Below are 24464 nucleotides of genomic sequence, written 5' to 3'. Positions count from 1 at the left end.
GATGTGCGGCATCATCGGGATCCTTGGCCATCACGAAGTCGGCCCGCAGCTGGTCGAAGCGCTGAAGCGGCTGGAATATCGCGGCTATGACAGCGCCGGGATCGCAACGGTCGATGCCTCGGGTCGGCTGGACCGGCGGCGTGCGGTGGGCAAGCTGATCAACCTGTCCGACCGGCTGGTGCACGAACCCCTGCCCGGCCATTCCGGCATTGGTCATACCCGTTGGGCCACCCATGGCGCGGCGACCGAAACCAATGCCCATCCGCATAAATACGGCCCCGTCGCCGTCGTTCATAACGGCATTATCGAAAACTTCCGCGAATTGCGCGAGGAACTGATCGCCGCCGACATCCGCCCCGAATCCGAAACCGATACCGAAACCGTCGCCCTGCTGACCGCGAAATACATGGCCGAGGGCCTGCCCCCGGTCGAGGCCGCCCGCGCGACCCTGGCCCGGCTGCACGGCGCGTTTGCGTTGGCTTTCCTGTTCGAGGGCGAGGGCGATCTGATGGTTGCGGCCCGCAAGGGCAGTCCGCTGGCCATTGGCCATGGCGATGGCGAGATGTTCGTGGGCTCGGACGCGGTGGCACTGTCGCCCTTTACCGACCGCATTACCTATCTTGAGGAAGGCGACCACGCCATCGTCACCCGCGAAGGCGTCGAGATTTTCGACGCCGAAGGCCGCCGTGCCAATCGGGACATGAGCCGCATCGACGTGGGTGCCACGGTCATCGACAAGGGCGGCTATCGTCATTTCATGGCCAAGGAAATCGCCGAACAGCCCGCCGTCTTGGGCGATGTGCTGAACCACTATATCAAGAACGGCCGGATCGTGCTGCCCGAGGCACTGGATTTTCGCGGCGTCGACCGGCTGACGATCAGCGCCTGCGGCACCGCCTATCTGGCGGGCTATGTCGCGAAATACTGGTTTGAACGTCTCGCCGGCCTGCCCTGTGATCTGGATGTGGCATCCGAGTTCCGTTATCGCGAGCCGCCCCTGTCCGAGAAAAGCTGGGGCATCTTCATCAGTCAATCGGGCGAGACCGCCGATACGCTGGCCGCGCTGCATTACGCGCAGGGCCGCGTTGCCAAGACGGTGGGCGTGGTGAACGTCGGCACTTCGGCCATTGCGCGGGACACGGATATTGCCCTGCCGACGCTGGCCGGAATCGAGGTATGCGTGGCGTCAAGCAAGGCCTTTACCTGCCAATTGGCGGTGCTGGCGGTGCTGGCGATCAAGGCCGCGCAGGATCGCGGCCGCATCTCGGACGCCGAGGCGGCCCAGCATATCGAGGATCTGCGCGCAATCCCCGGCCTGCTGAACCAGACGCTTGCCATCAGCGACGATTGCCGGGGCCTGGCCGATTGGCTGGCCGAGGCGCAGGACGTGCTGTATCTGGGCCGCGGGCCGCTGTTCCCCGTGGCATTGGAGGGCGCGCTGAAGCTGAAGGAACTCAGCTATATCCATGCCGAGGGCTATGCCTCGGGCGAGCTGAAGCACGGCCCGATCGCCCTGATAGACCGCAATGTGCCAGTCGTTGTGGTGGCCCCGCGTGACGCGCTGTTCGAAAAGACCGTGTCGAACATGCAAGAGGTCATGGCCCGCCACGGGCAGGTGATTCTGATTTCCGACGACCAGGGCATAGCCGAAGCAGGCGACGGCATCCGCGCCGGGGTGACCATGCCCGTCGGCGGTGGCATGTTCCAGCCCATCCTTTATGCGGTGCCGATGCAGTATCTGGCCTATCACACCGCCGTCGCCAAAGGCACGGATGTGGATCAGCCGCGCAACCTGGCGAAATCTGTGACGGTGGAATAGCGGCCGGCGAACCGGGCGGCGACCACGGCCGAAAAATCTTCTGCCACGGCGCAGAATTCAAAAAAGAAATCCCTGTCTGGCCGCAACCGCAAGGACGAAGTCCGAGTTCTTATTGCCAAAACCGGAATGTTAGGCAATTCTTCCCCGACGTCCTGCCCGGTGGCTTGCACCGCAGGATGCTGTTCGCGCTGCACGTCTCGGGCGCACAGATCTGGGGAGAGAAAAACATGTCACAGGTGCCACCAAAAAGCCTGACCGAAACGCAGGATACGGATACCCCAAGCGCGGGGCGGCGCAGCTTTCTGAAAACGACGGGCCTGACGACATTGGGTGCAATGCTGGGCATGTCGGTGCCGTTCGAACGCAACCTGACCGCAGGTTTCATACCGGCCGCGCTGGCGCAGGATACGGGGCTGGACCTGATGACGGGCAAGCAGGGGCTGGTCGTTCTGGGCGATCGCCCGCTGAATGCCGAGACGCCGCCGCATCTGCTGGATGACGACATCACCCCCTATGACCGGCTGTTCGTCCGCATGAACGGCCTTGTCCCGCAATCGGCGCTGGACCAGAACGCCGAAGGCTGGACGCTGACCGTCGATGGCGAGGTCGACACGCCATTGCAGCTGTCGCTGGACGATTTGCAATCGCGGTTCGAGACCGTCACCCGGCAATTGGTAATCGAATGTGGCGGCAATGGGCGGGCCTTTTTCCAGCCGGGCACCTCGGGCAATCAGTGGACCTTTGGCGCGGTCGGCTGCCCGGAATGGACCGGCGTGCGGCTGGCCGATGTGCTGAATGCGGCGGGCGTCAAAAGCAGCGCGGTCTATACCGGGCATTACGGCAATGACGTCAATCTGGACGGCGACGAGACGAAAGAGGTGATATCTCGCGGGGTGCCGATCGAAAAGGCGCTGCAAGAGGATGCGATCATCGCCTGGCAGATGAACGGCGCGCCGTTAGAGCCCTTGCACGGCTTTCCGCTGCGCCTGATCGTGCCGGGCTTTCCGGCCTCGGCGTCGCAGAAATACCTGAACCGTATCTGGGTTCGCGACAAGGAACATGACGGCGCCAAGATGACCGGCGCTTCTTATCGCATTCCGGCCTATCCGGTCGCCCCCGGAACCGAGGTGCCCGACGAGGACATGGTCGTGCTGATGGACATGCCGGTCAAATCCATCATCACCTTCCCTGAAACCGGCAGCGAGGTGACGGTGGGCGAGGAAACCGAGGTGCGCGGCCATGCCTGGTGCGGCAAGGGCGATGTTGCCTCGGTGCAATATTCGCTGGATTTCGGCCAGACCTGGCAAGACGCGCAACTGGACCCGCCGCCGAACCGTTTTGCCTGGCAACGCTGGCGCGCCAGGCTGACGCTGCCGCAGCACGGCTATTACGAAGTCTGGGCACGGGCGGTCGATCAGGACGGGATCGGCCAGCCTCCTCTTTCTCCGGTGTGGAATCCGCGTGGATATGGAAACAACATCCAGCACCGCATCGCGCTGGTTGCCGTGGGCTAGGCGGTGATCACCATGCGCAACACCGCAATCAGATATGCGACCGTTCTGGCCCTGATCATGGCCGGCACGGGCCCCGCAATCGCCCAGGACCGGCTGGACCCGATGACCGCGCTGGCCGGGCGGCCTGCCGGATCGAACCCGTTGGACCCGATGACAGCAATCCGCGCCAGCAAGGACGCGGCGGATACAGCCGAGGGCAATCCAGAATTCGGCGGCCTGCCCGATGGCGCCGGCGCCGAAGAAACCTTTTACCAGTGCACCGCCTGCCATTCGACCGAGATCATCAAGCAGCAGCGGATAACCGACCTTCGTTGGGACGAGCTTTGGTCATGGATGGTCGAGGAACAGGGCATGTTCGAACCCGATGACGAGACCAGACAGATCATCCTGACCTATCTTAAGACCAATCTCTCGTCCGAAAGATAGGGCCGTGGCACGGGCCACGGTGGCCCGGCGGTCGGGTGGCGCGCTCAGTCTGCGCGTTCCTGCCGCCGGAACGTCACATAATGGGGCACGCGCGCCTCGCGCAGGGCCTTTTGTTCATATCTGGTGCTGATCCAGTCATCCCACGGCTCGGCCGTCTCGCTGAGCAGATCAAAGCCGGCGGGCGGCACCTCTTCCAGCGTTTGCCGGACGTAATCGGGGATGTCGGTGGCGACGCGGAAGATGCCGCCCGGCCGCATCGCGCGGGCCAGCGGGATCAGATGTTCCGGCGTCACGAAACGGCGGCGATGATGGCGCGCCTTGGGCCAGGGATCGGGATACATCAGAAAGGCCCGCTCGATGCTGCGCGCGGGCAGCACATCCAGCAGGTCGCGGGCGTCGCCGGGATGGACGCTGACATTTTCCACACCCGCCGCGCGGATCTTGCCCAGCAGCATGGCGACGCCGTTGATGAAGGGCTCGCAGCCGATAATGCCGATTTCCGGGTAACGTGCGGCCATGTGGACCATATGTTCGCCACCGCCAAAGCCGACCTCCAGCCAGATCGGGCGGTCGTCACCGAAGATCGCCGCCGGGTCGATGGGGCTGCGGTCGGGATTGTCCTGCACGGTAATGCCGCGCGGGCGCAGGTCCCCCAGATCCTCGGACAGATAGCCCTTCTGGCTTTGGCGCAGGGTCTTGCCGTGACGGCGGCCATAGAAATTCCGGCGCGGCGGATTCGGGTCAAAGGCGGATTTGGATGTGTCGCTCATGGCCGGGGGGTTTGCCGTCAAGCGAAGGCGCGGTCAAGCCCGGCGACGCAGCCGCAGAACGATCAGCGCCAGCGCCACAAGATAGCCCATCACCCCATAGCTGGCCGCCGCAAGGCCGATCGGGAAATGCCCCCCGGCCAACGCCATCGGCATCGCGGTCACCGGGATCAGCGTGGACAGCGTCACGGCCTGCGCTGAACCGGGCGGCAGGCGCAGCAACTGCGCGCCGGCAATGGTCATCGCCAGCGCCACCACCAGCATGATCGCCACCGCCAGGATGGTCACCGGCGCGTCCCCGTCCCAGCCCAGCACAAACGTGGCCAGCATCATCGCCCCCGTCACGACCGAGGCAATCGTCGCCGGCATTCGCCCGAACTGCGCGGCCCATTGCCGCAGCATCATGCCGATGCTGAAGGGTAGACCCGCCAGCAACAGAACCAGCAGAACGGCAGCCTCGAATGGCGCCTGCATGACCAGCGGGGCCAGCAGCACCGGCGCGATAATAAGCGAGATCACCGTCCCCACGGCCGCCAGCCGGGCAAACACCGCGGCCGAGCCGCCGGACACCGCAGCAAGCGCCAGTCCCGCCACTGCCGGCGGTGCGGTAAAGGCCATGACCAGGCCACTGCCTGTCAAGGGTGCGATCTCCAGGCCCCGCATCAATGCGCGCCCCAGTATCAACGCCATCGCCGGCAACAGCACGATGCGCAAAGCCAGAAAGAACAGCATGTCGCGCCGGGCACCGGCCCAGTCACCGATGTCACGCGGTTGCAGGGCCATGCCCTGCGCCAGCATCACGATCACCAGGCCAAGGCAGAACAGCGGCTGTATCATCGCGCTGCCCGCCCCCGGCGCGCCACGCTCAGTCGGCCATCAGACGGCTGATGATCACCGTCACTTCGGGTTTCTTGCCGATTTCTTCCATGGCGACCTGACGGGTGATCTTGCGGATCGCCTCGTCCATCTTGCCATCGTCTGACACGGTGCGGTTATCCGCGCCTTCCAGAAACTCGGCCAGTTCGCCTTCGATATGGCTGGACAAATCCTCGCCCGTGCGGGTGCGGTCGGGCAGTCCCATCAGCTCGACCCAGGCATCGGGCAGAACGTTGTCCTCCTCGTCCACGATCACGCTGACCAGCGCATGACCGTTCAGCGCCATGCGGATCCGGTCGCGGACAATGCCATCCATCGCGCCGATCAACACCGTTCCGTCCAGATACAGACGCCCGGTTTCCACCTGATCGACCACTTTCGGCATATCGCCGGTCAGATCCAGCATGGTGCCGTTGACCGCAATGGTCGAGGCGATGCCCTTGGACTGCGCCAGCTTCATATGTTCCCGCAGATGCATATGCTCGCCATGCATCGGGACGACGATCTGCGGCTTCAGCAGGTCATGCACCGCCTCGATATCCGGGCGGTTGGCATGACCCGAGACGTGATAGGTGCCGTCGCTGTCATCATAGACATCAACACCCAGCTCGCTGAGCGCATTCATGATGCGGATGACGCTGCTTTCATTGCCGGGGATGGTCTTGGAACTGAACAGGAAGCTGTCGCCTTCGCTGAGCGACAGGCCCAGATAACGCCCGCGCGACAGTTGCGCCGATGCAGCGCGGCGTTCACCCTGGCTGCCGGTGACGATCAGCATCACCTTGTTCCGCGGCAGGTTAGCAGCCTCTTCCGGGCCGATGGTGTCGGGGAAATCGGTCAGGATACCGGTTTCCATGCCCACACCCACCATGCGCCGCATGGCCCGGCCCAGCAGACAGACCTTGCGGCCCGACGCCACGCCGGCCTCGGCCAACGTCTTGAGCCGGGCGATGTTGCTGGCAAAAGTGGTTGCCACCACCATGCCCTTCTGCGCCATCACCCAATCCAGGATCGGATTGGCCAGCAGCGCCTCGGACCGGCCGGGATGGGTCGAAAAGATATTGGTGGAATCGCAGGTCAGAACCTTGATCCCCTGCGCTTCGCCCGCGATGTTGTGCCACAGCACCGGGTCAAATGCCTCGCCCACCACGGGGGTGCCGTCCAGCTTGAAATCGCCGGTATGCACGACGCGGCCTGCCGGCGTGTCGATGATCAGCGCGGCGCTTTCAGGGATCGAGTGGCTGACCGGCACATATTGCACGGTAAAGGGGCCAAGCCGTGTCACCTCGGGGCGGGCACCGACGATGCGCACGTTTTCAGGTGACTGGCCGTTTTCCTCCAGCTTCAGCCGGGCCAATGCCCCAGTGAATTGCCGCGCATAGATCGGCACGCCCAGCCTTTCCCACAGCAGACCGACGGCGCCCACGTGATCTTCGTGCCCATGGGTGATGAAGATCCCTTCCAGCCGGTCCTTGTTCTGCACCAGCCAGCGCATGTCGGGCATGATCAGGTCGATTCCCGGCGATGTATCCATATCGCCAAAGGTCACACCCATATCGACCAGAATCAGCCGTTCCTTGCCCGGCGCACCATAGCCATAGACATAGGCGTTCATGCCAATTTCGCCCGCGCCGCCGAGCGGCAGATAAATCAGGCGTTCAGACATTCCCCGCCTCCTTGTTGTAATCATAGATAAGTCGCAAGCCGTGGACGGTCAGATCGTCCTCGATCGCATCGAAGAGATCAAACCCCTGATCGAACAGCGGCGCAAGCCCACCGGTTCCGATCACCTTCATCGGCCTGTCGCGCTCGGCGCGAATGCGCCTGATCAGCCCTTCGATCAGACCGATATAGCCCCAATAGATCCCCGACTGAATACACGCCACCGTATTCGTGCCAATCACATGATCGGGCATGGTGACATCGACATGCGGCAGTGCCGCCGCCGCCATGTGCAGCGCCTCCAGCGACAGGTTCACGCCCGGCGCAATCACACCGCCGATATAGGCCCCATCGGCATCGACCACGTCGAAATTCGTGGCCGTGCCGAAATCCACCACGACCGAATTGCCGCCATGGCGGTCAAAGGCGGCCACGGTATTGGCCAACCGGTCGGGGCCGACCTTGGTGCCCGGATCGACACGCGGCGGCGCCGGCAACAGCGTTTCTGGCCGGCCCACGACCAGCGGCCGAGTGTTGAAATAGCGGTTGCACAGAACACGCAGGTTGAACAGCACCCGAGGCGCGGTCGTGCTGATGACGCAGGCGTTGATATCCAGATCGAAATGGCGCAGCCCGATCATCGTCTGCAACCAGACGAAATACTCATCCGCCGTGCGCCGGTGATCGGTGCTGATGCGCCAATGCGACAGAAATTCCTTGCCGTCCCAGATGGAAAAGACGCTGTTCGTATTGCCTGTGTCGATGCATAGCAGCACGGCTCAGCCCTCCTGGAAATAGACATCGGCCGCGGGAATGACCTTGCGCCCCTCGGCCGTTTGCAGGATCAGCGCGCCGGTCTCGTCGATGCCGTCAAAGCGGCCGGTCAGGCTGTCGCTGCCGGTCCGGGCGGTGATCGTCTCGCCCAGCCTTGCGGCGCGGGCCAGCCAGGCGGTGCGGATCGGGTCGAAACCGTAATCGCGCAGCCGCGCCTGCCATTCCGCGAATGCCGGGGCAAGCAGGTCCAGAAATTCATCCTGAGTGACCACATGCCCGGTTTCGGCCAGCAGACTGACCGGCGCCATCGCATCGGGTTCCAGCGAGGCAGGGTCAGGCGCCACCGCCAGGTTCACGCCCATGCCGATGGCCAGCACGTCGACGCCGCCGCCGCTGCCCAGGCTTTCCAGCAGGATGCCCGCCACCTTGCCGCCATTCAGCAAGACGTCATTGGGCCATTTGATCGCTATGCGGGCATAGGGGCCGGCAACTGCCGTCAATGCCTGATCCAGCGCCAGCGCTGCGACAAAGGACAGCCGCGCCGCCTGTGCCGCCCCGCCCTGCGGGCGCAGGACCAGCGTGGCGGCGAAATTTCCCTCGCCACCCGACCAGCCTCGCCCGCGGCGCCCGCGTCCGGCGGTCTGATGGCGCGCCATGATCCAGGCCGGCCCGCTTAGCGAAGGGGCCAGCCGGTGCGCCTCGGCATTGGTGCTGTCGACGCGGTCGAGAACATGCCGCGCGACCCCCTCGGGCCAGGTGTCGGCCGCGGGTCTACTCAACGGGGGCCGGCTGTGCTGCGGTGGCGGTGGCGCCGGTGTCGGCGCTGGCCAGCAGACTGCTGGCCGCATCGGCGGCGGCACTGTCCAAACCGAACATGGTCGCAGCGCCCAGCAGGACGACGCCCGCTGACACGACCAGCGCGGTCATCCCCACCATGCCCATATTGCTTTCGACACCATCGGTCTCGGCGCCGAAATACATGTAATAGACGATACGCAGGTAATAGAACGCCCCGATGACCGAGGCGATCACGCCCGCAACCGCCAGCCAGCCCATACCCGCCTGCACGGCAGCGGCCAGCACGCCCAGCTTGGCAAAGAAGCCCAGCAGCGGCGGCACACCGGCCAGGCTGAACATCAGCACCAGCATGGCCAGCGCCTTCAGCGGTTCGGCACTGGCAAAGCGGTTCAGGCTGGCCAGGTCGGTGACCGGGCGGCCGTCGCGTTCCATCGACAGGATGAAGGCAAAGGTGCCCACGTTCATGACGGCATAGATGGCCATGTATTGCAGCATCGCGGCCACGCCCTGCTCGGTTCCGGCAGCAAGTCCAACCAGCGCGAACCCCATATGCGCGATCGAGGAATAGGCCATTAGCCGCTTGATATTGGTCTGCCCGATACCGGCGATGGACCCGAGGAACATCGACATGATCGCAAGCGCCGCGATGATCTGGCCCCAATCCCCCGGAACGGTGCCGAAGGCGTCAAACATCAGCCGCGCGATCAGTGCCATGGCCGCGACCTTGGGTGCGGTGGCGAAGAAGGCCGTGACCGGCGTGGGCGAGCCCTCATAGACATCGGGCGTCCACATGTGGAAGGGCACGGCACTGACCTTGAAGGCCAGGCCCACCAGCAGAAAGACCAGCCCGAACAGAAGCCCAAGCGACAGGCTGCCCGCCTGCACGGTGGTGATGATACCGGCAAAGCTGGTGGTGCCGGCAAAGCCATAGACCAGCGAGGCGCCGTAAAGCAGCATCCCCGATGACAGCGCGCCGAGGACGAAATATTTCAGCCCCGCCTCGGAGGATTTCACGCTTTCGCGGCGCATCGCGGCGACGACGTAAAGCGACAGCGATTGCAGTTCCAGACCCATATACAGCGTCAGCAGGTCGTTTGCCGAAACCATGATGCACATGCCAGTCACGGCCAGCACGATCAGGATCGGAAATTCGAACCGCATCAGCCCGTGACGGGTCATGTAATCGGCGCTGGTCGCCATGACGGCAGCGGCGGCCAGCAGCAGCGTCACCTTGGCAAAACGGGCAAAGCCATCGTCGATGAACATCGCATGGAAGGCATCCTGCTGCGGCCGGTCGGCAAAGCCGATATACAGCCCTACCAGCAGCAGCACCGCGACGCTGACCCACAGGATCGTGCGGCCGATGGCATCCTTGCCGAACCACACGCCGGCCAGCAGCGCCCCCATGGCATAGATCGCCAGAAGAAACTCGGGCAGGATGGTCGAGAAATCGAGCGCGGTCATCTGGCTCTCCTCAATGGCCGGCCGTCGCGGCGGTGGCATCGGCCACGGCGCCACGCGGGGCAAGGTCGTTCTTGGCGGGCACGCTTTGATGCACGTCATCCAGCAGGGCGGCAACCGACGGGCCGGTGATGTCGATCACCAGGCGCGGATAGACACCCAGGATCAGCGTGGCCGCGATCAGCGGGGCAAAGATCCATTTCTCGCGCGGGGTCATGTCGGTGATGGTCTTCAGACTTTCCTTGATCAGGGCGCCAAAGGTCACCCGGCGATACAGCCACAGCGCATAGCAGGCCGACAGGATCACCCCGGTGGCCGCGATGGTCGCGACCCAGGTATTGGCCCGGAAGGCCCCCAGCAGGGTCAGGAACTCACCCACGAAACCCGACGAACCCGGCATGCCGACATTGGCCAGGGTGAAGAACATGAAGATCAGCGCATAAGCAGGCATCCGGTTCACCAAACCGCCATAGGCGTCGATTTCCCGCGTGTGCATCCGGTCATAGATGACGCCGACGCACAAAAACAGCGCGCCCGAGATGAAGCCATGCGACAGCATCTGGAAGATCGCACCGTTCAGCCCCGCCTGATTGGCGGCGAAGATGCCCATGGTCACATAGCCCATATGCGCGACCGATGAATAGGCGATCAGCTTCTTCATGTCGGTCTGCGCCAGCGCCACCAGAGAGGTATAGACAATGGCGATCGCCGACATCCAGAACACGACCGGCTGGAAGATATCCGAGGCAACCGGGAACATCGGCAGGCTGAAGCGCAGGAAGCCATAGCCGCCCATCTTCAACAGCACCGCCGCCAGCACGACCGAACCTGCGGTCGGGGCCTGAACGTGCGCATCGGGCAACCAGGTATGGACCGGCCACATCGGCATCTTGACCGCGAAGCTGGCAAAGAAGGCCAGGAACAGCAGGGTCTGCGTGCCGCCTATGATGGTCCAGCCCAGGAAGTGCAGCGGGTCGGATGCAAAGTCGAATTGCAGCAGCGCCACGATATCGGTGGTGCCCGCTGCGCGATACATCACGATCATCGCGACCAGCATCAGCACCGAGCCGAGGAAGGTATAAAGGAAGAACTTGAAGGCCGCATAGATGCGGTTCGCGCCCCCCCAGATACCGATGATCAGGAACATCGGGATCAGACCGGCCTCGAAGAAAAGGTAGAACAGGATCAGATCCAGCGCCGTAAACACGCCGATCATCAGCCCTTCCAGGACCAGGAAGGCGATCATGTATTCCTTGACGCGGGTTTTCACATCCCAGGTCGACAGGATCGTCAGCGGCATCAGGAAGGTGGTCAGCATCACGAACAGGATCGAGATCCCGTCGACGCCCATCTTGTAGCGCAGCCCCATGACCCAGGGGTGGTCCTCGACGAACTGAAAGCCGGTATCGGAAGGATCAAACCCGAACAGCACGAACAGGCTGATCAGGAAGGTCGCCGTGGTTGCGATCAGCGCCAGCCATTTGGCGTTCTTCTGCGCAGCCGGATCGTCGCCGCGCAGGAACATCGCAAGGATGGCGGCCGCGACGATCGGCAGGAAGGTGATGATGGAAAGAAGGTTCGTCATATCAGTGCGCGCCCCGCATCATCACCCAGATCAGCAAGCCCACGACGCCCAACACCATCGCAAAGGCATAGTGGAACAGATAGCCCGACTGCACACGCCCGGCAAAACGGGTCAGCCGCGGGATCAGACCCATCGCCACCCCGTTGATGGTGCCGTCGATAATCCTGCCATCCCCGCCGGTCCACAGCACATTGCCCAGCCAGATTGCGGGACGCACGAAGATCACGTCATACAGCTCGTCGAAATACCATTTGTTCAGCAGGAACTGGTACAGCCCACGCTGTTGCGCCGCCAATCGACCCGGCAGATCCGGGCGACGGATATAGAAGATCCAGGCCAGCAACAGACCGCCCAGCATGGCGATGAACGGGCTGACCTTGACCCATTTGGGCGAATGGTGCGCCTCGTCCATCACGTGATTCCACGGCGCCATATAGATCGCACCCCCCATGGCCTCGGGCGTTTGTTCGGCCGTGACGATCAGCGCACCGCCATGGTCGCCCTCGCCCTCGGCCGTTTCGGCCGCGGCGGGCGCGGCCTCTCCCTCGCCTGCCTCGGCACTTGTCTCGCCTTCGGCGCTGGCCTCGCCTTCGGCGCTGGCATCGACCTGATGGACACCAAAGAACTGGTTCACCCGGTCATGACTGCCAAAGAAGGGCTGATACCAGATCATCCCGGCAAAGATCGCGCCGACGGCCAGAACGCCCAAGGGAATGGTCATCACACGAGGCGATTCATGGGCATGTTCATGCGCATGATGATCACCGCGCGGCTTGCCCCAGAAGGTCATGAACATCAGCCGCCAGCTGTAGAAGCTGGTCATGGCCGCAGCAATCACCAGCATCCAGAAGGCATAGGTATTGCCGGCATAGGCGCTTTCAATCACCGCATCCTTGGACAGGAAGCCGGCAAAGCCGATGGTGGTCAGCGGAATGCCGACCCCGGTGATGGCCAGCGTGCCAATCAGCATCGCCCAGAAGGTCAGCGGGATCTTTTTCCGCAGCCCGCCATAATTCCGCATGTCCTGTTCATGGTGCATCGCATGAATCACCGAACCGGCACCAAGGAACAGCATGGCCTTGAAGAAAGCATGCGTGAACAGATGGAACATGGCGACCGAGTAAACCCCGGTGCCCGCCGCCACGAACATATAGCCCAGCTGCGAACAGGTCGAATAGGCGATGACGCGCTTGATGTCGTTCTGCACCAGACCCACGGTTGCGGCGAAGAATGCGGTGGTCGCGCCGATGACGGTGACGAACAGCTTTGCCTCGGGCGCGAATTCGAACAGCGGCGACATGCGGCAGACGAGGAACACCCCGGCGGTCACCATGGTCGCGGCATGGATCAGCGCGGAAACCGGCGTCGGGCCTTCCATCGCGTCGGGCAACCAGGTGTGCAGGAACAACTGCGCCGACTTGCCCATCGCGCCGATGAACAAAAGCACCGCCAGCAGGTTCGCCGCGTTCCAGTCGCGCCACAGGAAATGCATCTGGGTCTGCGCCAGTTCGGGAACGGCGGCAAAGATCTTGTCGAACTGGATCGAGCCGGTCAGCCAGAAGATGCCGAAGATGCCCAGCAGAAAGCCGAAGTCACCCACGCGGTTGACGATAAAGGCCTTCATCGCGGCGGCATTGGCCGAAGGCTTGCGGTAGTAGAAGCCGATCAGCAGATAGGATGCGACGCCCACGCCTTCCCAGCCAAAGAACATCTGCAACAGGTTGTCCGCGGTCACCAGCATCAGCATGGCGAAGGTGAAGAACGACAGATAGGCGAAGAAACGCGCCTTGTAGTGTTCTTCATGCGTCCAGTTGTCGTCATGGGCCATGTAGCCCATCGAATACATATGAACCAGGGCCGAGACCGTGTTGACCACGATCAGCATGATCGCCGTCAGCCGGTCGACGCGGATGGCCCATTGACTGGTGAAATCGCCCGAGACGACCCAATCCAGAACCGGCACGACATAGGTGGTGCCGTCAAAGGTCAGGAAAACGATCCAGCTGAGAAATGCGCAGAGGAACAGAATGCCGGTGGTCAGATATTGCGCCGCCGTCTCGCCGATGACGCGCCAGCCGAAGCCCGCGATGATCGCGCCGATAAGCGGCGCAAAGAGGATGATGCTAACCATGTCCGCTTACCCCTTCATCACGTTGACGTCTTCGACCTCGATGGTGCCGCGGTTGCGGAAGAACACCACCAGGATCGCCAGGCCGATGGCGGCCTCGGCGGCGGCCACGGTCAGGATGAACATGGTAAACACCTGCCCCGCCAGATCCCCCAGATGCGACGAGAACGCGACAAAGTTCACGTTCACCGCCAGCAGCATCAACTCGATCGACATCAGGATGACGATGACGTTCTTTCGGTTCACGAAGATCCCGAAGATGCCGGTGACGAACAAAATCGCCCCCACGACCAGGTAATGTGTCAAACTTATCATCGTCTTTGTCCCTCCGGGCTATTGCCGGTTTCGTCGCTCTGCCCCGGCTTACCCCGCCGGGAGGGGTGTTCAGTTGCCGCCCGTCTGCGGCAGATCACAGCCGCAGGCAAGGTTGAAGCGCCTGCCATCGACGGTGATGAAAGGGGTGCCGACCCGGCCCGATTGCGGCATCCAGCCGACTGATTGCGCCTTGGCCAGCAGCGCATCCGGCGCATAGTCCGGCGCGAAGGCGCCTTCTTCATTGTCGATGAAATAGGCCGCAGGTCCGGGCGTCATCGTGGGCACATAACTGGCCTGATCGGCCGGCGCCGGTGGATGAGGGTCGAACATGCCCATCTGGTTGAATTCACCGCCCATCCAGACGCCCTCCTTACTGGCGCAATCGTAATAGACGACGATCTGCTCGCCGCCGCAGCCGGTGCCGGTGTTGATGGTCTGACGCACGACCTCGGGGCTGATCTTCTTGGCGATACCGGAAAAGACATCGCCCTTGGGGCTGAAATGGCTGACGCTGCACTGTTCGCCGCGCTCAACGCCCGAGCTTTCGCGTGCGATGGCGGAACACGCCTCGGCGCCGGTGCCAGCCAATGCCAGCACCGCCCCCGAGATCCCGCATGTTCCAACCAGTCGCATCATCGCCATCCGTTCCCGACTTACAGCCCCTGCCCCGGTTTCACGTCGCGCAGTTCCATCGTCTTGGCCGGGTCGCGCCACATCTGTTCCAGCACATCCTGGCGCTTGATGTCGCGGCGGTGGCGCAGGGTCAGCACGATGGCGCCGATCATGGCGACCAGCAGGATCAGCCCCGACAGCTGGAATGGCAGCAAATAGCGATCGTAGAGGATGGCACCGATGGAGTTGGTGTTCAGCGCCCCCTCGACGATGGGCGCGGTGCGCAGCGTCTCGGCCTGGTCGGCGGATTGCCAGGCGCCGAAGCCGATGGCCAGCTGCGCCAGCAGCACCAGCGCGATCAGGCCGCCAAGCGGCAGATAGCGGGCAAATTCGCCGCGCAATTCCGCGAAATCCACGTCCAGCATCATCACGACGAACAGGAACAGAACCGCCACCGCGCCGACATAGACGATGATCAGCAGCATGGCGACAAATTCCGCGCCTTGCAGCACGAACAGGCCGGATGCCGACAGGAAGGCCAGGATCAGCCACAGCACCGAATGCACCGGGTTCCGGGCGGTCACGACCATCAGCCCCGCGATGCAGGCGCTGATGGCGAACAGGTAGAATGCGAATGTCATCATAGCGTGTCGTCCTCGCCGCCCTTGTCGCTGTCCTGGAAAACGCTCTGGGCCAGTTCCAGCGCCTTCTGCATGGCCGGGATGCCGCCGAACATCCCCATCTGATAGATCACCTCGGCGATCTCGCGCCGGGTGGCGCCCGCTTCCAGCGCGTGACGGATGGTCATGCGCAGTTGCGGCTCGGCATGGGCGCCCTGCACGGTCATCGCCGCGATGGTGACCAGAAGCCGCGTGCGCGCATCCAGCCCGTCGCGGTTGAAGGTCTTGCCGAACCACATTTCCAGCATGTCCTGCGGCATCGTCGGGATCAGCTTTTCAAAGGCCTTGGTATCGACCTTTTCCAGCGCCGGATTAAAGGCGCGCGCCATTTCCTGCCCTTGTTCGAGCATCTGCTGAAACAGTTTCTGGAACGCGTCGTTCATTCAATCCCCCCGTCATATGCCGGCATGCGCGTCACCGATACGGCGCGTCGATGGCAAGGTTGCGGGCAATCTCGGCTTCCCAACGGGCGCCGTTATCCAGAAGCTTGGCCTTGTCGTAAAACAGTTCCTCGCGCGTTTCGGTGGCGAACTCGAAATTCGGCCCCTCGACAATGGCATCGACCGGGCAGGCCTCTTGGCAGAAGCCGCAATAGATGCACTTGGTCATGTCGATGTCATACCGCGTGGTCCGGCGCGAGCCATCGTCGCGCGGCTCGGCGTCGATGGTGATGGCCTGGGCCGGGCAGATCGCCTCGCACAGCTTGCAGGCGATGCAGCGTTCTTCGCCATTCGGATAGCGGCGCAGCGCGTGTTCGCCACGGAAACGCGGCGACAGCGGGCCCTTTTCATGGGGATAGTTCAGCGTGGCCTTGGGCGCGAAGAAATATTTCATCCCCAGTCCAAAGCCTTTGATGAAATCCCACATCAGGAAGTATTTGGTCGCGCGGGCGACGTCAAAAGCCATCAGAAGCGCTCCTTTCCTTTGGGGGCGGCGAAGCGGTCGAAGGCGGCGACGATCTGGCGCACAAAGGCGCTGTCCTTGGCGTGTTCGCCCTGATCCAGATTATTGGCCAGGAAATGCGCCAGTTCGACCTTGTCGACCTCGGCTGCGGTGGCCAGCATTTCAGCGATCTTGTTGGAATAAGCCATGTTTTATACTCCCGCCCAGCGGGCCCAGGCCCCGCCCAGAACTTCAAATTTCGCAAGGAAAGCCACGATCACCACCCAGGCCAGCGACAATGGCAGGAACACTTTCCAGCCAATCCGCATCAGCTGGTCATAGCGATAGCGCGGCACGATCGCCTTCACCATGGCGAACATGAAGAAGAAGAACCACATCTTCAGCACCATCCAGATCGCCCCGTCGGGCAGGCCCGGAATGGGCGACAGCCAGCCACCGAAGAACAGAATGCTGGTCAGCGCGCACATCAGGAACATGGCGATATATTCGCCGGCCATGAACAGCAGATAGGGCGTCGACGAATATTCGACCATGAAGCCCGCAACCAGTTCGGATTCCGCTTCCGGCAGATCAAAGGGCGGGCGGTTGGTTTCGGCCAGCGCCGAGACGAAGAACAACACCACCATCGGCAGATGCGGCAGCCAGTACCAGTTCAGCAGGCCCCAATCGCCGCGCTGTGCCTCGACAATGGCCGACATGTTCATCGAACCGGTCGAGATGATCACCCCGATGATGATCAGCCCCATGCTGACCTCGTAGGAAATCATCTGCGCGGCCGAGCGCAGCGAGCCGAGGAACGGATATTTCGAGTTAGAGGCCCAGCCGCCCATGATCACGCCGTAAACTTCCAGCGACGAGACGGCAAAGATGAACAGAATGCCGACATTGATGTTCGACACCACCCAGCCATCCGCGAAGGGGATGGCGACAAAGGCAGTCAGCGCCAGCGTCATCGACAGGAAGGGCGCCAGGAAATAGACGAATTTGTCGGCGCCCGCCGGCACGACGATTTCCTTCAGCACATATTTCAGCGCGTCGGCAAAGGTCTGCAACAGACCCCAGGGGCCAACCACGTTCGGCCCGCGCCGCATCTGCACCGCGGCCCAGATCTTGCGGTCGCCATAGACCATGAAGATCAGCGACAGCATCACGAAGGCGATGACCGCCAGCCCCTGCGCCAGCATGATCAGCGCGAAGCCGAGGGAGGATGCCCAGAACTCTGCCATGATCGCCTGTCCCTTTCCTTATGCCGCGGGAATGCCGCGGTCCCTGCATTCGCGCAGGGTATCATTGGTTTCCATCACCCGCAGCCCCAGTGGCCGTTGGTCCGACAGCATATATGCGGCCCCGATCAACAGCTTGCCGCCACGACGGTCCTGAACGGTGCGGATGTGACGCGCGTAAGGCGTGCCCTTGTCTTTGGCCCAAGCGGCCAGTGCGCAGGTCGCATACGAAAAGGCGATATCCGCGTCCACCCCCTCGCGCAGATTGGCCGAAACTTCAACCAGATCGCTGTGCCGATCAGCCGAGATCGCCGCGACCGTGACGCCCAGAAAATCACCGGGGTCGATTGTCACCGCAGCCTGCTGTTCGGGCAGGGCAGGCCCGGTCTGGGCCGCGAATTCCTGCATCGCCAGTTCCTGTGCGGTCGGTCCCTTGCGTCGCACGCCCTTGGCCACGACCCCGTTCCAGATCGGATCCCTGCCATTGCGCAGCGCCGCCATCTGCGCCTCGGTCGCGCGGAACACGTCACGCCCGGCGGCCGAATCCAGCTGCATCGTGCTGACACTGCCATCGGGTTCCAGAATCAGGATCTCGCCCGATTTGGTCGAGATCCGCGCCAGAGTCATCGGCGATTCGCCCTGCTTGCGCGAGGGATCGGCGACCACGACGCTCATTTGATCGGGCTTCGGCCGGGGCCGTTCGGCCAGCCCTTCGCCATTGCCGCCGCAACCCGCCAGCAGCGCGATCAGCGCGGCGGGGATCAGGACAGGCTGGCGAAGGGCTGGCGTCATGGGTTTACTCTGCTGCCATCGGTTGCGCGCGGCGGGCTGCCGCCATGGCCGACAATTCGCCCATCAGGGGCGAACTGCGGGCGATCGGGTTGGTCAGGTAGAAATCGGTCACTGCCGGGCTGAAGTCGCCCTTGCCCATGGCCTTGACCGCAAGCGACTGCCAGTCATTCGCCGGCACGGTATCCAGCGCGGCCAGATGCGGCACCGCCTCGATCAGCGCGCGGCGCAGCGCCGCAAGACTGTCCCAAGGCAGCTTTGCGCCCAGTTCCGCCGACAAGGCCCGCAGGATCGCCCAGTTTTCCTTGGCCTCGCCCGGCGCGAAATTCGCGCGCAGGGCCAGCTGAGGCCGGCCCTCGGTATTCACGAACAGCCCGGTTTCCTCGGTATAGCAGGCGCCCGGCAGGATGATGTCGGCGCGATGCGCGCCCCGGTCGCCATGGCTGCCCTGATAGATGACAAAGGGACCAGCGGCCACGTCCACCTCGTCAGCACCGAGGTTATAGACCACATCTGCGCCTTCCAGCGCGGCATCCATGCCGCCATGGGTCGCCGCCCCCACATCCATCGCACCGACGCGACCGGCGGCCGTGTGCAGGATCAGCAGCTTGGAATTGCTGTTCTCTGCCAGCTTCATCGCATGGGCCAGAACGGCCTCGCCGTCGGCACCGCGAATGGCGCCCTGCCCGACGATGACCAGCGTGGGCTTGTCCTTGGTTTCCTGGCTGATGTCGCGGCTGGACAGGCTTTCCAGCGCGGCGCGATCGGTGCCCGCATGGGCATAGTCATAGGTCAGGTCCGCGGCCTCGCCCACCAGCCCGATCTGCGCGCCCCGCGCCCAGGCGGCGCGGATGCGGCTGTTCAGAACCGGCGCTTCGTCGCGCGGGTTGGTGCCGATCAGCTGGATCATCTGGGCGCTGTCGATATCGGCGATGCTGGCCGTTCCGACATAGCCCGAGCGGTTGCCGATCGGCAGCTTCGCCCCATCCGTGCGGCATTCGACACGGCCTTCCAGCCCGTCGACGATCAGCGATTTCAGGCTGAAGGCGGCCTCGACCGGGACCAGATCACCGATCAGACCGGCGACACGCTTGCCCTTCATCGCGGCGGCGGCGGCGGCAAGGGCCTCGGGCCAGGTTGCGGCGCGCAGCTTGCCGTTTTCGCGGATATAGGGCTTGTCCAGCCGCTGTCGACGCAAACCGTCCCAGACAAAACGGGTCTTGTCCGAAATCCATTCCTCGTTCACGCCGTCATTGTTGCGCGGCAGGATGCGCATGACCTCGCGGCCCTTGGTATCGACGCGGATATTGCTGCCAAGCGCGTCCATCACGTCGATGGTCTCGGTCTTGGACAACTCCCACGGGCGGGCGGTAAAGGCATAGGGTTTGCTGACCAGCGCACCGACCGGGCAGAGGTCGATGATATTGCCCTGCATATTGGTGTGCAGCGTCTCGTTCAGATAGCTGGTGATCTCGCTGTCTTCGCCCCGGCCGGTCTGGCCCATCTGGGTGATGCCCGCCACCTCGGTGGTGAAACGCACGCAGCGGGTGCAGGAAATGCAGCGCGTCATATGGGTTTCGACCAGCGGCCCGAGATTCAGATCGTCGCTGGCGCGCTTGGGTTCGCGATAGCGGCTGAAATCGACGCCGTAAGCCATCGCCTGATCCTGCAAATCGCATTCCCCGCCCTGATCGCAGATCGGGCAATCAAGCGGGTGGTTGATCAGCAGGAACTCCATCACCCCTTCGCGGGCCTTCTTGACCATGGGGCTGTTGGTGCGCACTTCCGAGGGCTGACCCTCGGGTCCGGGGCGCAGATCCTTGACCTGCATTGCGCAAGAGGCGGCAGGCTTGGGCGGGCCGCCCACCACTTCGACCAGACACATGCGGCAATTGCCGGCGATGGACAGCCGTTCGTGATAGCAGAACCGCGGAATTTCGATGCCCGCCTGTTCGCAGGCCTGAATCAGGGTCAGATTGGGATCGACCTCGATTTCCTTGCCGTCGATGATGATTTTCCGCAGTTCGGCCATCATTTCACCTTTATTTTGCGCTCAGCAGCGATCCGCTGACCGTGTTTTTTGCTATTTCGTCCCGCCCGACTCGGCAGAAGCTTTCGGCGTCACCCGCCTTTGCGCCCTGCTGTGCCAGATAAGTTTCGGCGATGCCATAGACACGCTTCTTCACCGCGTCATTGTCCAGATACGCATCGACCGCCGCGTCGCTGTTTCCCTGGTCGCGGGCATAGCGCTGCAAGGCGCGGGCCTGCGAATAGGCGGCGACGATGCGCAGGTCGATGCTGGGGCATTCGCGCCGGATGCGGTCGGCCACGCGGGCGGCAACCAGCCGGTCGTTCAGATACCGGTCCTGTTCCATCGGCGCCTGCGCGGCGGCCGGCATGGCAGTTGCAAGCGAGGCCGCGATCAGGGCGGCGCTGAATATTCTGGTCGGTTTCATTGGCGTCTGCTCCGTTCTGTTATGGGCCATGCCCATAACACAAGCGAACCCCGATCGCCCCACACCAAGGGGTGAACCTGCCGTGAGCGCCCGTTTCGCCACAGCGGCGATATGCCCGATGCGCCCGGTCATGCGCCGCAATTCCCGAATTTCCACGAGGGCGTGCCACCAAACTGCGTGAAATACCCCTCGCCCTCGGCACCCATTCCACCCTTGTCGCCGCAATAGGCGGCATAGGCCGCCCGCGCGCTGGCCTCGTCCTTGGCAGTGGTCTGCTTACCGTCAGCGCGGGTGATCACCAGCAAGGTCAGCGGCCCGCCCGCAATGCCCTGAATCGTTTCGCCCTGAGTGATCCGCATTTCGGCATCGCCCGCGTCAATCACCGTGCCGCCGGTCGGGCCGCCCCCCGTTGTCGGCTCACAAGCGGCAAGCGCCGAAAGGGCCAGCACAGCACCAGCTTTCAGGTGACCGTTTCTCATGCCACGGCCCCGCTGCATCCGCGCGTGCGATAAAGCCGCGCCTGTTCCAGCCAGGACCAGCCAAAGGCATGATCGCTGTCGCCATGTTCGCGCAGATGGTCCAACCGGGCCAGCGCCTCGTCCAGCGACGGTTGATGCCCGGCGGGCACCCACCACATCACGAAATGCATCTGGCCCAACAACTCGAACCAGTCGGCCCGGCGTTCATAGAATTGCCGGTGAACCGTCTGCCAGACGAATGTTTCCAGGCTTTCCACGTCCTCCCAGACGGTCAGATTCGAGACATATTGCGGATCGCCGCCGATCTTGGCCTCGGTATTGCCGGTTCCCGGCTCGCCCGAGCCCTCCATCATCCAGACAAAGCCCGGCATGCGCTTGCCCATGCCGTTGATGCGGTCCAGCGCGGCCATGAACTCGGCCACGCGCGGATCGTCTGTCGGGGCCAGCAGGCGCCCGACGTTCAGTTCCGCGAGGTGGTGGCCCGGTTTCATCTTTGCCCTGAATAAACACGCAGCAAGTCAGATACGAGAACACCCCGGATCGTCATGCCTTCGACATTTGCATTCTCAATCTGAACGCCGCTCAGATTCACATTGTTGAACCGCGCATTCGACATATCGACATCATCAAGGACAGTATCGGACAGCCGGACATCGACGAATGAGGAACCCGAAAGGTCCGCATTCATGGCCTCGATCCTGTCTTTCTGATCCCGGAAAATGGTCATTCCGCCGCCATCGCCCCCATGCGCCCGGTTTTCCTGGCCTTCAGCCGATCCTCGATCTCGCCCCGGAAGTTGCGGATCAACCCCTGAATGGGCCATGCCGCCGCATCGCCCAAGGCGCAGATCGTGTGGCCCTCGACCTGCTTGGTCACGTCCAGCAGCATGTCGATTTCCTCGACCTCGGCCTCGCCGCGCACAAGGCGATCCATGACCCGCATCATCCAGCCGGTGCCCTCGCGGCAGGGCGTGCACTGGCCGCAGCTTTCATGCTTGAAGAAGGCCGACAGCCGCCAGATCGCCTTGATGATGTCGGTCTGCTGATCCATCACGATCATGCAGGCGGTGCCGAAGCTGGATTTCAGCTCTCGCATGCCGTCGTAATCCATGATGGCGTTTTCGCATTGCTCGGCGGTCAGCACCGGGCAGGATGCACCGCCGGGGATCACCGCCTTGAGGTTCTTCCAGCCGCCGCGCACGCCGCCGCCATGCTTCTCGATCAACTCTTTCATCGGGATCGACATCGCCTCTTCGACGACGCAGGGGGCGTTGATATGGCCGGTCAGGCCGAACAGCTTGACGCCCGCATTGTTCGGGCGGCCAAAGCTGGCGAACCATTCCGGGCCACGGCGCAGGATCGTGGGCACGACGGCAATGGATTCGACGTTGTTCACCGTCGTCGGGCAGCCGTAAAGGCCCGCCCCCGCCGGGAAAGGCGGCTTCATCCGGGGCATGCCCTTCTTGCCTTCCAGGCTTTCCAGCAGCGCCGTTTCCTCGCCGCAGATATAGGCGCCGGCACCGTGATGCAGATACAGATCGAAATCCCAGCCCGAGCCCGCCGCGTTCCGGCCCAGCAGCCCCGCGTCATAGCATTCGTCGATGGCCGATTGCAGGGCCTCTTTCTCGCGGATGAACTCGCCCCGGATATAGATATAGCAGGCATGCGCCCCCATCGCGAACGAGGCGATCAGCGCGCCCTCGATCAGCGTATGCGGATCGTGACGCATGATCTCGCGGTCCTTGCAGGTCGCGGGTTCGGATTCATCGGCATTGATGACCAGATAGGACGGGCGGCCATCGCTTTCCTTGGGCATGAAGGACCACTTCAACCCGGTCGGGAAGCCGGCGCCACCGCGCCCCCGCAGCCCCGAGGCCTTGACCTGCTCGACAATCTTGTCGCGGCCGCGTCCGATGATCTCGGATGTGCCGTCCCAGCAGCCGCGCTTTTTCGCGCCGGCAAGGCTGCGATCGCCCATGCCGTAAAGGTTGGTAAAGATCCGGTCCTGGTCTTTCAACATGCTTTTCTTGTCCTTGTCATGGCGCCGTGCCTGATCTCGTCAGCCATTCCTGCGCCGCCAGATACGCCAGGTCACAAGCAGCGACCAGACGAAAGCGCCGATCGCCGCAAGATCGACCAGAAACACCCAGCGGGGCGCCCAGCCATACGTCTTTCCAAGCCATTGCAGAACGATCCAGCCGACCATGGCCGCGGCGATCACCACGGCTGCCAGCCGCATCTGGGCAGCGTCGCCTTGTTCATCCCTCTGGGCCATCAATACACGTCACCCTTCTCGACGCGCTGCGAAAATTCGGTTTCCCCGCCCGAGGCCAGCGTCCGCGCCTGCCCGATCCAATCGTCACTGCGGATCCGCCCGCCCATGCTGCCGATCAGATCGGCGAAGCGGTCCACCTCGGCATCGGTCCAGGCGGCAATCTGGGCAAACCGGGTGACGCCATTGTCATGCAGCAGCGCCTCTAGCTTGGGGCCGACGCCCTTGATCTGCTTCAGATCGTCGGCCTCGATTGTCGCTGGCGTTTCGGCGGCCCCAGCCTTTTTCGCGGCCTTCTTTTCCACCTTTTTCGCGGCTTTCCCGTCACCCGCGTCAGCCTCTGCCTTGGCTTTCTCCGTGGCCTTCTTGCCCGAAACCTCGCTTGCGGTAGAGGCCAGGCTTAGCGTGGAATGCCGCTTGCCGCGCTTGGTCTTGACCACCTCTTCGCTGGCCTGAGCTGCATCCAATGCTGCCTTTTCGGCCTTTTCCGTCCGCTTGCGGCTGTCGCGGGCCGCCTTGGCGGCGTTGCGAGCGGTGTCAGAGGCGGCCGCAGGCTGCGCGACCGGCGCGGGTTCGGGCATCTGTGCCGGCGCCGGTTCAGCGGCGGCAACCGGATCGGCTGACGCCATCAGCGGCGCGGCAGCGGCTGGCACGGCGGCCGGCATGGCGCCTGGCTGCTGCGAAGGGGTCGCACGGGGCAGCGCGTGGTCGCGTTCATCCTCGGCCGAGCCGGTGCCGCTGCACAGGGCCCAGGTCAGAAACAGCCCCATCAGCACGGCTGCGATCAAACCCAGGAACAATCCGCCCATGAACGAGGTCTGCCCGATGCCCGAAGCGAAAATCCACACCAGCAGGCCGATCGCACCACCGGCGATCCAGCAATTCCTTGCGCAGTTTGTTCTGGGCATTGTCACACTCCTCCTGCC

The 24464-nt window shown here is 63.3% G+C and carries 27 protein-coding genes; 3 read left to right on the top strand and 24 right to left on the bottom strand.

Annotation, left to right across the window (positions count from 1 at the left end):
* Position 1: 1 nt before the first annotated feature.
* From glmS to FNJ84_RS07500, 3 genes are all read left to right on the top strand, one after another.
* Entirely contained in the window at positions 2–1819 is a 1818-nt protein-coding gene (gene glmS / locus FNJ84_RS07510) for a glutamine--fructose-6-phosphate transaminase (isomerizing) (protein WP_143792432.1), read from the top strand.
* 176 nt (positions 1820–1995) lie between these two features.
* Positions 1996–3333, top strand: coding sequence for a sulfite oxidase (locus FNJ84_RS07505; RefSeq protein WP_255471095.1), 1338 nt, complete (start codon positions 1996–1998; stop codon positions 3331–3333).
* Positions 3334–3345: 12 nt separating this feature from the next.
* Positions 3346–3759: a cytochrome C-552 gene (locus FNJ84_RS07500; protein ID WP_143792430.1), complete on the top strand. Its 414-nt coding sequence runs from the start codon at positions 3346–3348 to the stop codon at positions 3757–3759.
* Between the two features lie 44 nt (positions 3760–3803).
* Here the strand turns inward: FNJ84_RS07500 and trmB are convergent, their stop codons facing one another.
* The 24 genes from trmB to FNJ84_RS07380 form a co-directional block, all read right to left on the bottom strand.
* A complete protein-coding gene (trmB, locus tag FNJ84_RS07495; RefSeq protein WP_143792428.1) occupies positions 3804–4529 on the bottom strand; it encodes a tRNA (guanosine(46)-N7)-methyltransferase TrmB in 726 nt (241 codons plus the stop codon).
* Between the two features lie 33 nt (positions 4530–4562).
* On the bottom strand, positions 4563–5363 hold the full coding sequence (locus tag FNJ84_RS07490) for a hypothetical protein (RefSeq protein WP_143792426.1): 801 nt from the start codon (positions 5361–5363) through the stop codon (positions 4563–4565).
* 28 nt (positions 5364–5391) lie between these two features.
* A complete protein-coding gene (locus FNJ84_RS07485; RefSeq protein ID WP_143792424.1) occupies positions 5392–7068 on the bottom strand; it encodes a ribonuclease J in 1677 nt (558 codons plus the stop codon).
* Positions 7061–7840 carry a type III pantothenate kinase gene (locus FNJ84_RS07480; RefSeq protein WP_143792422.1) on the bottom strand — a complete coding sequence of 260 codons (780 nt, stop codon included), beginning with the start codon at positions 7838–7840 and terminating at the stop codon, positions 7061–7063. Before FNJ84_RS07480 ends, FNJ84_RS07485 begins: the two co-directional genes overlap by 8 nt.
* Before the next feature lie 3 nt (positions 7841–7843).
* Positions 7844–8617 (bottom strand): biotin--[acetyl-CoA-carboxylase] ligase, encoded by a 774-nt coding sequence (locus tag FNJ84_RS07475; RefSeq protein ID WP_255471094.1) that lies wholly within the window; start codon positions 8615–8617, stop codon positions 7844–7846.
* Complete coding sequence (nuoN, locus tag FNJ84_RS07470) at positions 8610–10100, bottom strand: NADH-quinone oxidoreductase subunit NuoN (protein WP_143792418.1); 1491 nt, start codon at positions 10098–10100, stop codon at positions 8610–8612. Before nuoN ends, FNJ84_RS07475 begins: the two co-directional genes overlap by 8 nt.
* Before the next feature lie 10 nt (positions 10101–10110).
* The gene (locus FNJ84_RS07465; protein WP_143792416.1) at positions 10111–11682 is read right to left on the bottom strand and encodes an NADH-quinone oxidoreductase subunit M; all 1572 of its coding nucleotides are present in this window, start codon (positions 11680–11682) and stop codon (positions 10111–10113) included.
* 1 nt (position 11683) lies between these two features.
* Positions 11684–13813: an NADH-quinone oxidoreductase subunit L gene (gene nuoL, locus FNJ84_RS07460; protein ID WP_143792414.1), complete on the bottom strand. Its 2130-nt coding sequence runs from the start codon at positions 13811–13813 to the stop codon at positions 11684–11686.
* A gap of 6 nt (positions 13814–13819) precedes the next feature.
* Positions 13820–14125, bottom strand: a complete 306-nt coding sequence (gene nuoK / locus FNJ84_RS07455; protein ID WP_143792412.1) for an NADH-quinone oxidoreductase subunit NuoK — start codon at positions 14123–14125, stop codon at positions 13820–13822.
* 69 nt (positions 14126–14194) lie between these two features.
* A complete protein-coding gene (locus FNJ84_RS07450; protein ID WP_185968452.1) occupies positions 14195–14758 on the bottom strand; it encodes a hypothetical protein in 564 nt (187 codons plus the stop codon).
* 20 nt (positions 14759–14778) lie between these two features.
* A complete protein-coding gene (locus FNJ84_RS07445) occupies positions 14779–15381 on the bottom strand; it encodes an NADH-quinone oxidoreductase subunit J (RefSeq protein WP_143792408.1) in 603 nt (200 codons plus the stop codon).
* Positions 15378–15800 (bottom strand): carboxymuconolactone decarboxylase family protein, encoded by a 423-nt coding sequence (locus tag FNJ84_RS07440; protein WP_143792407.1) that lies wholly within the window; start codon positions 15798–15800, stop codon positions 15378–15380. The genes FNJ84_RS07445 and FNJ84_RS07440 overlap by 4 nt, the downstream gene beginning before the upstream one ends.
* Before the next feature lie 31 nt (positions 15801–15831).
* Positions 15832–16323, bottom strand: a complete 492-nt coding sequence (gene nuoI, locus FNJ84_RS07435) for an NADH-quinone oxidoreductase subunit NuoI (RefSeq protein WP_143792405.1) — start codon at positions 16321–16323, stop codon at positions 15832–15834.
* A complete protein-coding gene (locus FNJ84_RS07430; RefSeq protein ID WP_143792403.1) occupies positions 16323–16508 on the bottom strand; it encodes a hypothetical protein in 186 nt (61 codons plus the stop codon). Before FNJ84_RS07430 ends, nuoI begins: the two co-directional genes overlap by 1 nt.
* Positions 16509–16511: 3 nt before the next feature.
* Positions 16512–17546 (bottom strand): NADH-quinone oxidoreductase subunit NuoH, encoded by a 1035-nt coding sequence (nuoH, locus tag FNJ84_RS07425; RefSeq protein WP_143792401.1) that lies wholly within the window; start codon positions 17544–17546, stop codon positions 16512–16514.
* Between the two features lie 18 nt (positions 17547–17564).
* Positions 17565–18335 (bottom strand): hypothetical protein, encoded by a 771-nt coding sequence (locus tag FNJ84_RS07420; RefSeq protein ID WP_143792400.1) that lies wholly within the window; start codon positions 18333–18335, stop codon positions 17565–17567.
* A 4-nt stretch (positions 18336–18339) separates the two neighbouring features.
* Complete coding sequence (nuoG, locus tag FNJ84_RS07415) at positions 18340–20364, bottom strand: NADH-quinone oxidoreductase subunit NuoG (RefSeq protein ID WP_143792398.1); 2025 nt, start codon at positions 20362–20364, stop codon at positions 18340–18342.
* 10 nt (positions 20365–20374) lie between these two features.
* Entirely contained in the window at positions 20375–20788 is a 414-nt protein-coding gene (locus tag FNJ84_RS07410) for a DUF5333 domain-containing protein (RefSeq protein WP_143792397.1), read from the bottom strand.
* 128 nt (positions 20789–20916) lie between these two features.
* On the bottom strand, positions 20917–21267 hold the full coding sequence (locus FNJ84_RS07405) for a hypothetical protein (RefSeq protein WP_143792396.1): 351 nt from the start codon (positions 21265–21267) through the stop codon (positions 20917–20919).
* On the bottom strand, positions 21264–21758 hold the full coding sequence (locus FNJ84_RS07400; protein WP_143792394.1) for a DUF3291 domain-containing protein: 495 nt from the start codon (positions 21756–21758) through the stop codon (positions 21264–21266). The genes FNJ84_RS07405 and FNJ84_RS07400 overlap by 4 nt, the downstream gene beginning before the upstream one ends.
* Positions 21755–21994: a pentapeptide repeat-containing protein gene (locus FNJ84_RS07395; RefSeq protein WP_143792392.1), complete on the bottom strand. Its 240-nt coding sequence runs from the start codon at positions 21992–21994 to the stop codon at positions 21755–21757. Before FNJ84_RS07395 ends, FNJ84_RS07400 begins: the two co-directional genes overlap by 4 nt.
* On the bottom strand, positions 21991–23286 hold the full coding sequence (gene nuoF / locus FNJ84_RS07390; protein ID WP_143792391.1) for an NADH-quinone oxidoreductase subunit NuoF: 1296 nt from the start codon (positions 23284–23286) through the stop codon (positions 21991–21993). The genes FNJ84_RS07395 and nuoF overlap by 4 nt, the downstream gene beginning before the upstream one ends.
* Positions 23287–23325: 39 nt before the next feature.
* Positions 23326–23541 carry a DUF5337 domain-containing protein gene (locus FNJ84_RS07385; protein WP_143792389.1) on the bottom strand — a complete coding sequence of 72 codons (216 nt, stop codon included), beginning with the start codon at positions 23539–23541 and terminating at the stop codon, positions 23326–23328.
* Positions 23541–24446 (bottom strand): hypothetical protein, encoded by a 906-nt coding sequence (locus tag FNJ84_RS07380; protein ID WP_143792387.1) that lies wholly within the window; start codon positions 24444–24446, stop codon positions 23541–23543. The genes FNJ84_RS07385 and FNJ84_RS07380 overlap by 1 nt, the downstream gene beginning before the upstream one ends.
* Positions 24447–24464: the final 18 nt, after the last annotated feature.

This window comes from Paracoccus sp. M683 (assembly GCF_007096355.1).
In the GTDB taxonomy this organism is placed as follows: domain Bacteria; phylum Pseudomonadota; class Alphaproteobacteria; order Rhodobacterales; family Rhodobacteraceae; genus Paracoccus.
The sequence above is the reverse complement of the archived record's forward strand: the minus strand, read 5'-3'. Positions and strand labels throughout refer to the sequence as shown.

What these genes read in the sequence shown, in the direction of transcription:
- glmS (WP_143792432.1), top strand. Translation starts at nt 2, where the DNA reads ATGTGCGGCATCATCGGGATCCTTGGCCATCACGAAGTCGGCCCGCAG.
- FNJ84_RS07505 (WP_255471095.1), top strand. Translation starts at nt 1,996, where the DNA reads ATGCTGTTCGCGCTGCACGTCTCGGGCGCACAGATCTGGGGAGAGAAA.
- FNJ84_RS07500 (WP_143792430.1), top strand. Translation starts at nt 3,346, where the DNA reads ATGCGCAACACCGCAATCAGATATGCGACCGTTCTGGCCCTGATCATG.
- trmB (WP_143792428.1), bottom strand. Translation starts at nt 4,529, where the DNA reads ATGAGCGACACATCCAAATCCGCCTTTGACCCGAATCCGCCGCGCCGG.
- FNJ84_RS07490 (WP_143792426.1), bottom strand. Translation starts at nt 5,363, where the DNA reads ATGATACAGCCGCTGTTCTGCCTTGGCCTGGTGATCGTGATGCTGGCG.
- FNJ84_RS07485 (WP_143792424.1), bottom strand. Translation starts at nt 7,068, where the DNA reads ATGTCTGAACGCCTGATTTATCTGCCGCTCGGCGGCGCGGGCGAAATT.
- nuoN (WP_143792418.1), bottom strand. Translation starts at nt 10,100, where the DNA reads ATGACCGCGCTCGATTTCTCGACCATCCTGCCCGAGTTTCTTCTGGCG.
- FNJ84_RS07465 (WP_143792416.1), bottom strand. Translation starts at nt 11,682, where the DNA reads ATGACGAACCTTCTTTCCATCATCACCTTCCTGCCGATCGTCGCGGCC.
- nuoL (WP_143792414.1), bottom strand. Translation starts at nt 13,813, where the DNA reads ATGGTTAGCATCATCCTCTTTGCGCCGCTTATCGGCGCGATCATCGCG.
- nuoK (WP_143792412.1), bottom strand. Translation starts at nt 14,125, where the DNA reads ATGATAAGTTTGACACATTACCTGGTCGTGGGGGCGATTTTGTTCGTC.
- FNJ84_RS07450 (WP_185968452.1), bottom strand. Translation starts at nt 14,758, where the DNA reads ATGCGACTGGTTGGAACATGCGGGATCTCGGGGGCGGTGCTGGCATTG.
- FNJ84_RS07445 (WP_143792408.1), bottom strand. Translation starts at nt 15,381, where the DNA reads ATGATGACATTCGCATTCTACCTGTTCGCCATCAGCGCCTGCATCGCG.
- FNJ84_RS07440 (WP_143792407.1), bottom strand. Translation starts at nt 15,800, where the DNA reads ATGAACGACGCGTTCCAGAAACTGTTTCAGCAGATGCTCGAACAAGGG.
- nuoI (WP_143792405.1), bottom strand. Translation starts at nt 16,323, where the DNA reads ATGGCTTTTGACGTCGCCCGCGCGACCAAATACTTCCTGATGTGGGAT.
- FNJ84_RS07430 (WP_143792403.1), bottom strand. Translation starts at nt 16,508, where the DNA reads ATGGCTTATTCCAACAAGATCGCTGAAATGCTGGCCACCGCAGCCGAG.
- nuoH (WP_143792401.1), bottom strand. Translation starts at nt 17,546, where the DNA reads ATGGCAGAGTTCTGGGCATCCTCCCTCGGCTTCGCGCTGATCATGCTG.
- FNJ84_RS07420 (WP_143792400.1), bottom strand. Translation starts at nt 18,335, where the DNA reads ATGACGCCAGCCCTTCGCCAGCCTGTCCTGATCCCCGCCGCGCTGATC.
- nuoG (WP_143792398.1), bottom strand. Translation starts at nt 20,364, where the DNA reads ATGGCCGAACTGCGGAAAATCATCATCGACGGCAAGGAAATCGAGGTC.
- FNJ84_RS07410 (WP_143792397.1), bottom strand. Translation starts at nt 20,788, where the DNA reads ATGAAACCGACCAGAATATTCAGCGCCGCCCTGATCGCGGCCTCGCTT.
- FNJ84_RS07405 (WP_143792396.1), bottom strand. Translation starts at nt 21,267, where the DNA reads ATGAGAAACGGTCACCTGAAAGCTGGTGCTGTGCTGGCCCTTTCGGCG.
- FNJ84_RS07400 (WP_143792394.1), bottom strand. Translation starts at nt 21,758, where the DNA reads ATGAAACCGGGCCACCACCTCGCGGAACTGAACGTCGGGCGCCTGCTG.
- FNJ84_RS07395 (WP_143792392.1), bottom strand. Translation starts at nt 21,994, where the DNA reads ATGACCATTTTCCGGGATCAGAAAGACAGGATCGAGGCCATGAATGCG.
- nuoF (WP_143792391.1), bottom strand. Translation starts at nt 23,286, where the DNA reads ATGTTGAAAGACCAGGACCGGATCTTTACCAACCTTTACGGCATGGGC.
- FNJ84_RS07385 (WP_143792389.1), bottom strand. Translation starts at nt 23,541, where the DNA reads ATGGCCCAGAGGGATGAACAAGGCGACGCTGCCCAGATGCGGCTGGCA.
- FNJ84_RS07380 (WP_143792387.1), bottom strand. Translation starts at nt 24,446, where the DNA reads ATGCCCAGAACAAACTGCGCAAGGAATTGCTGGATCGCCGGTGGTGCG.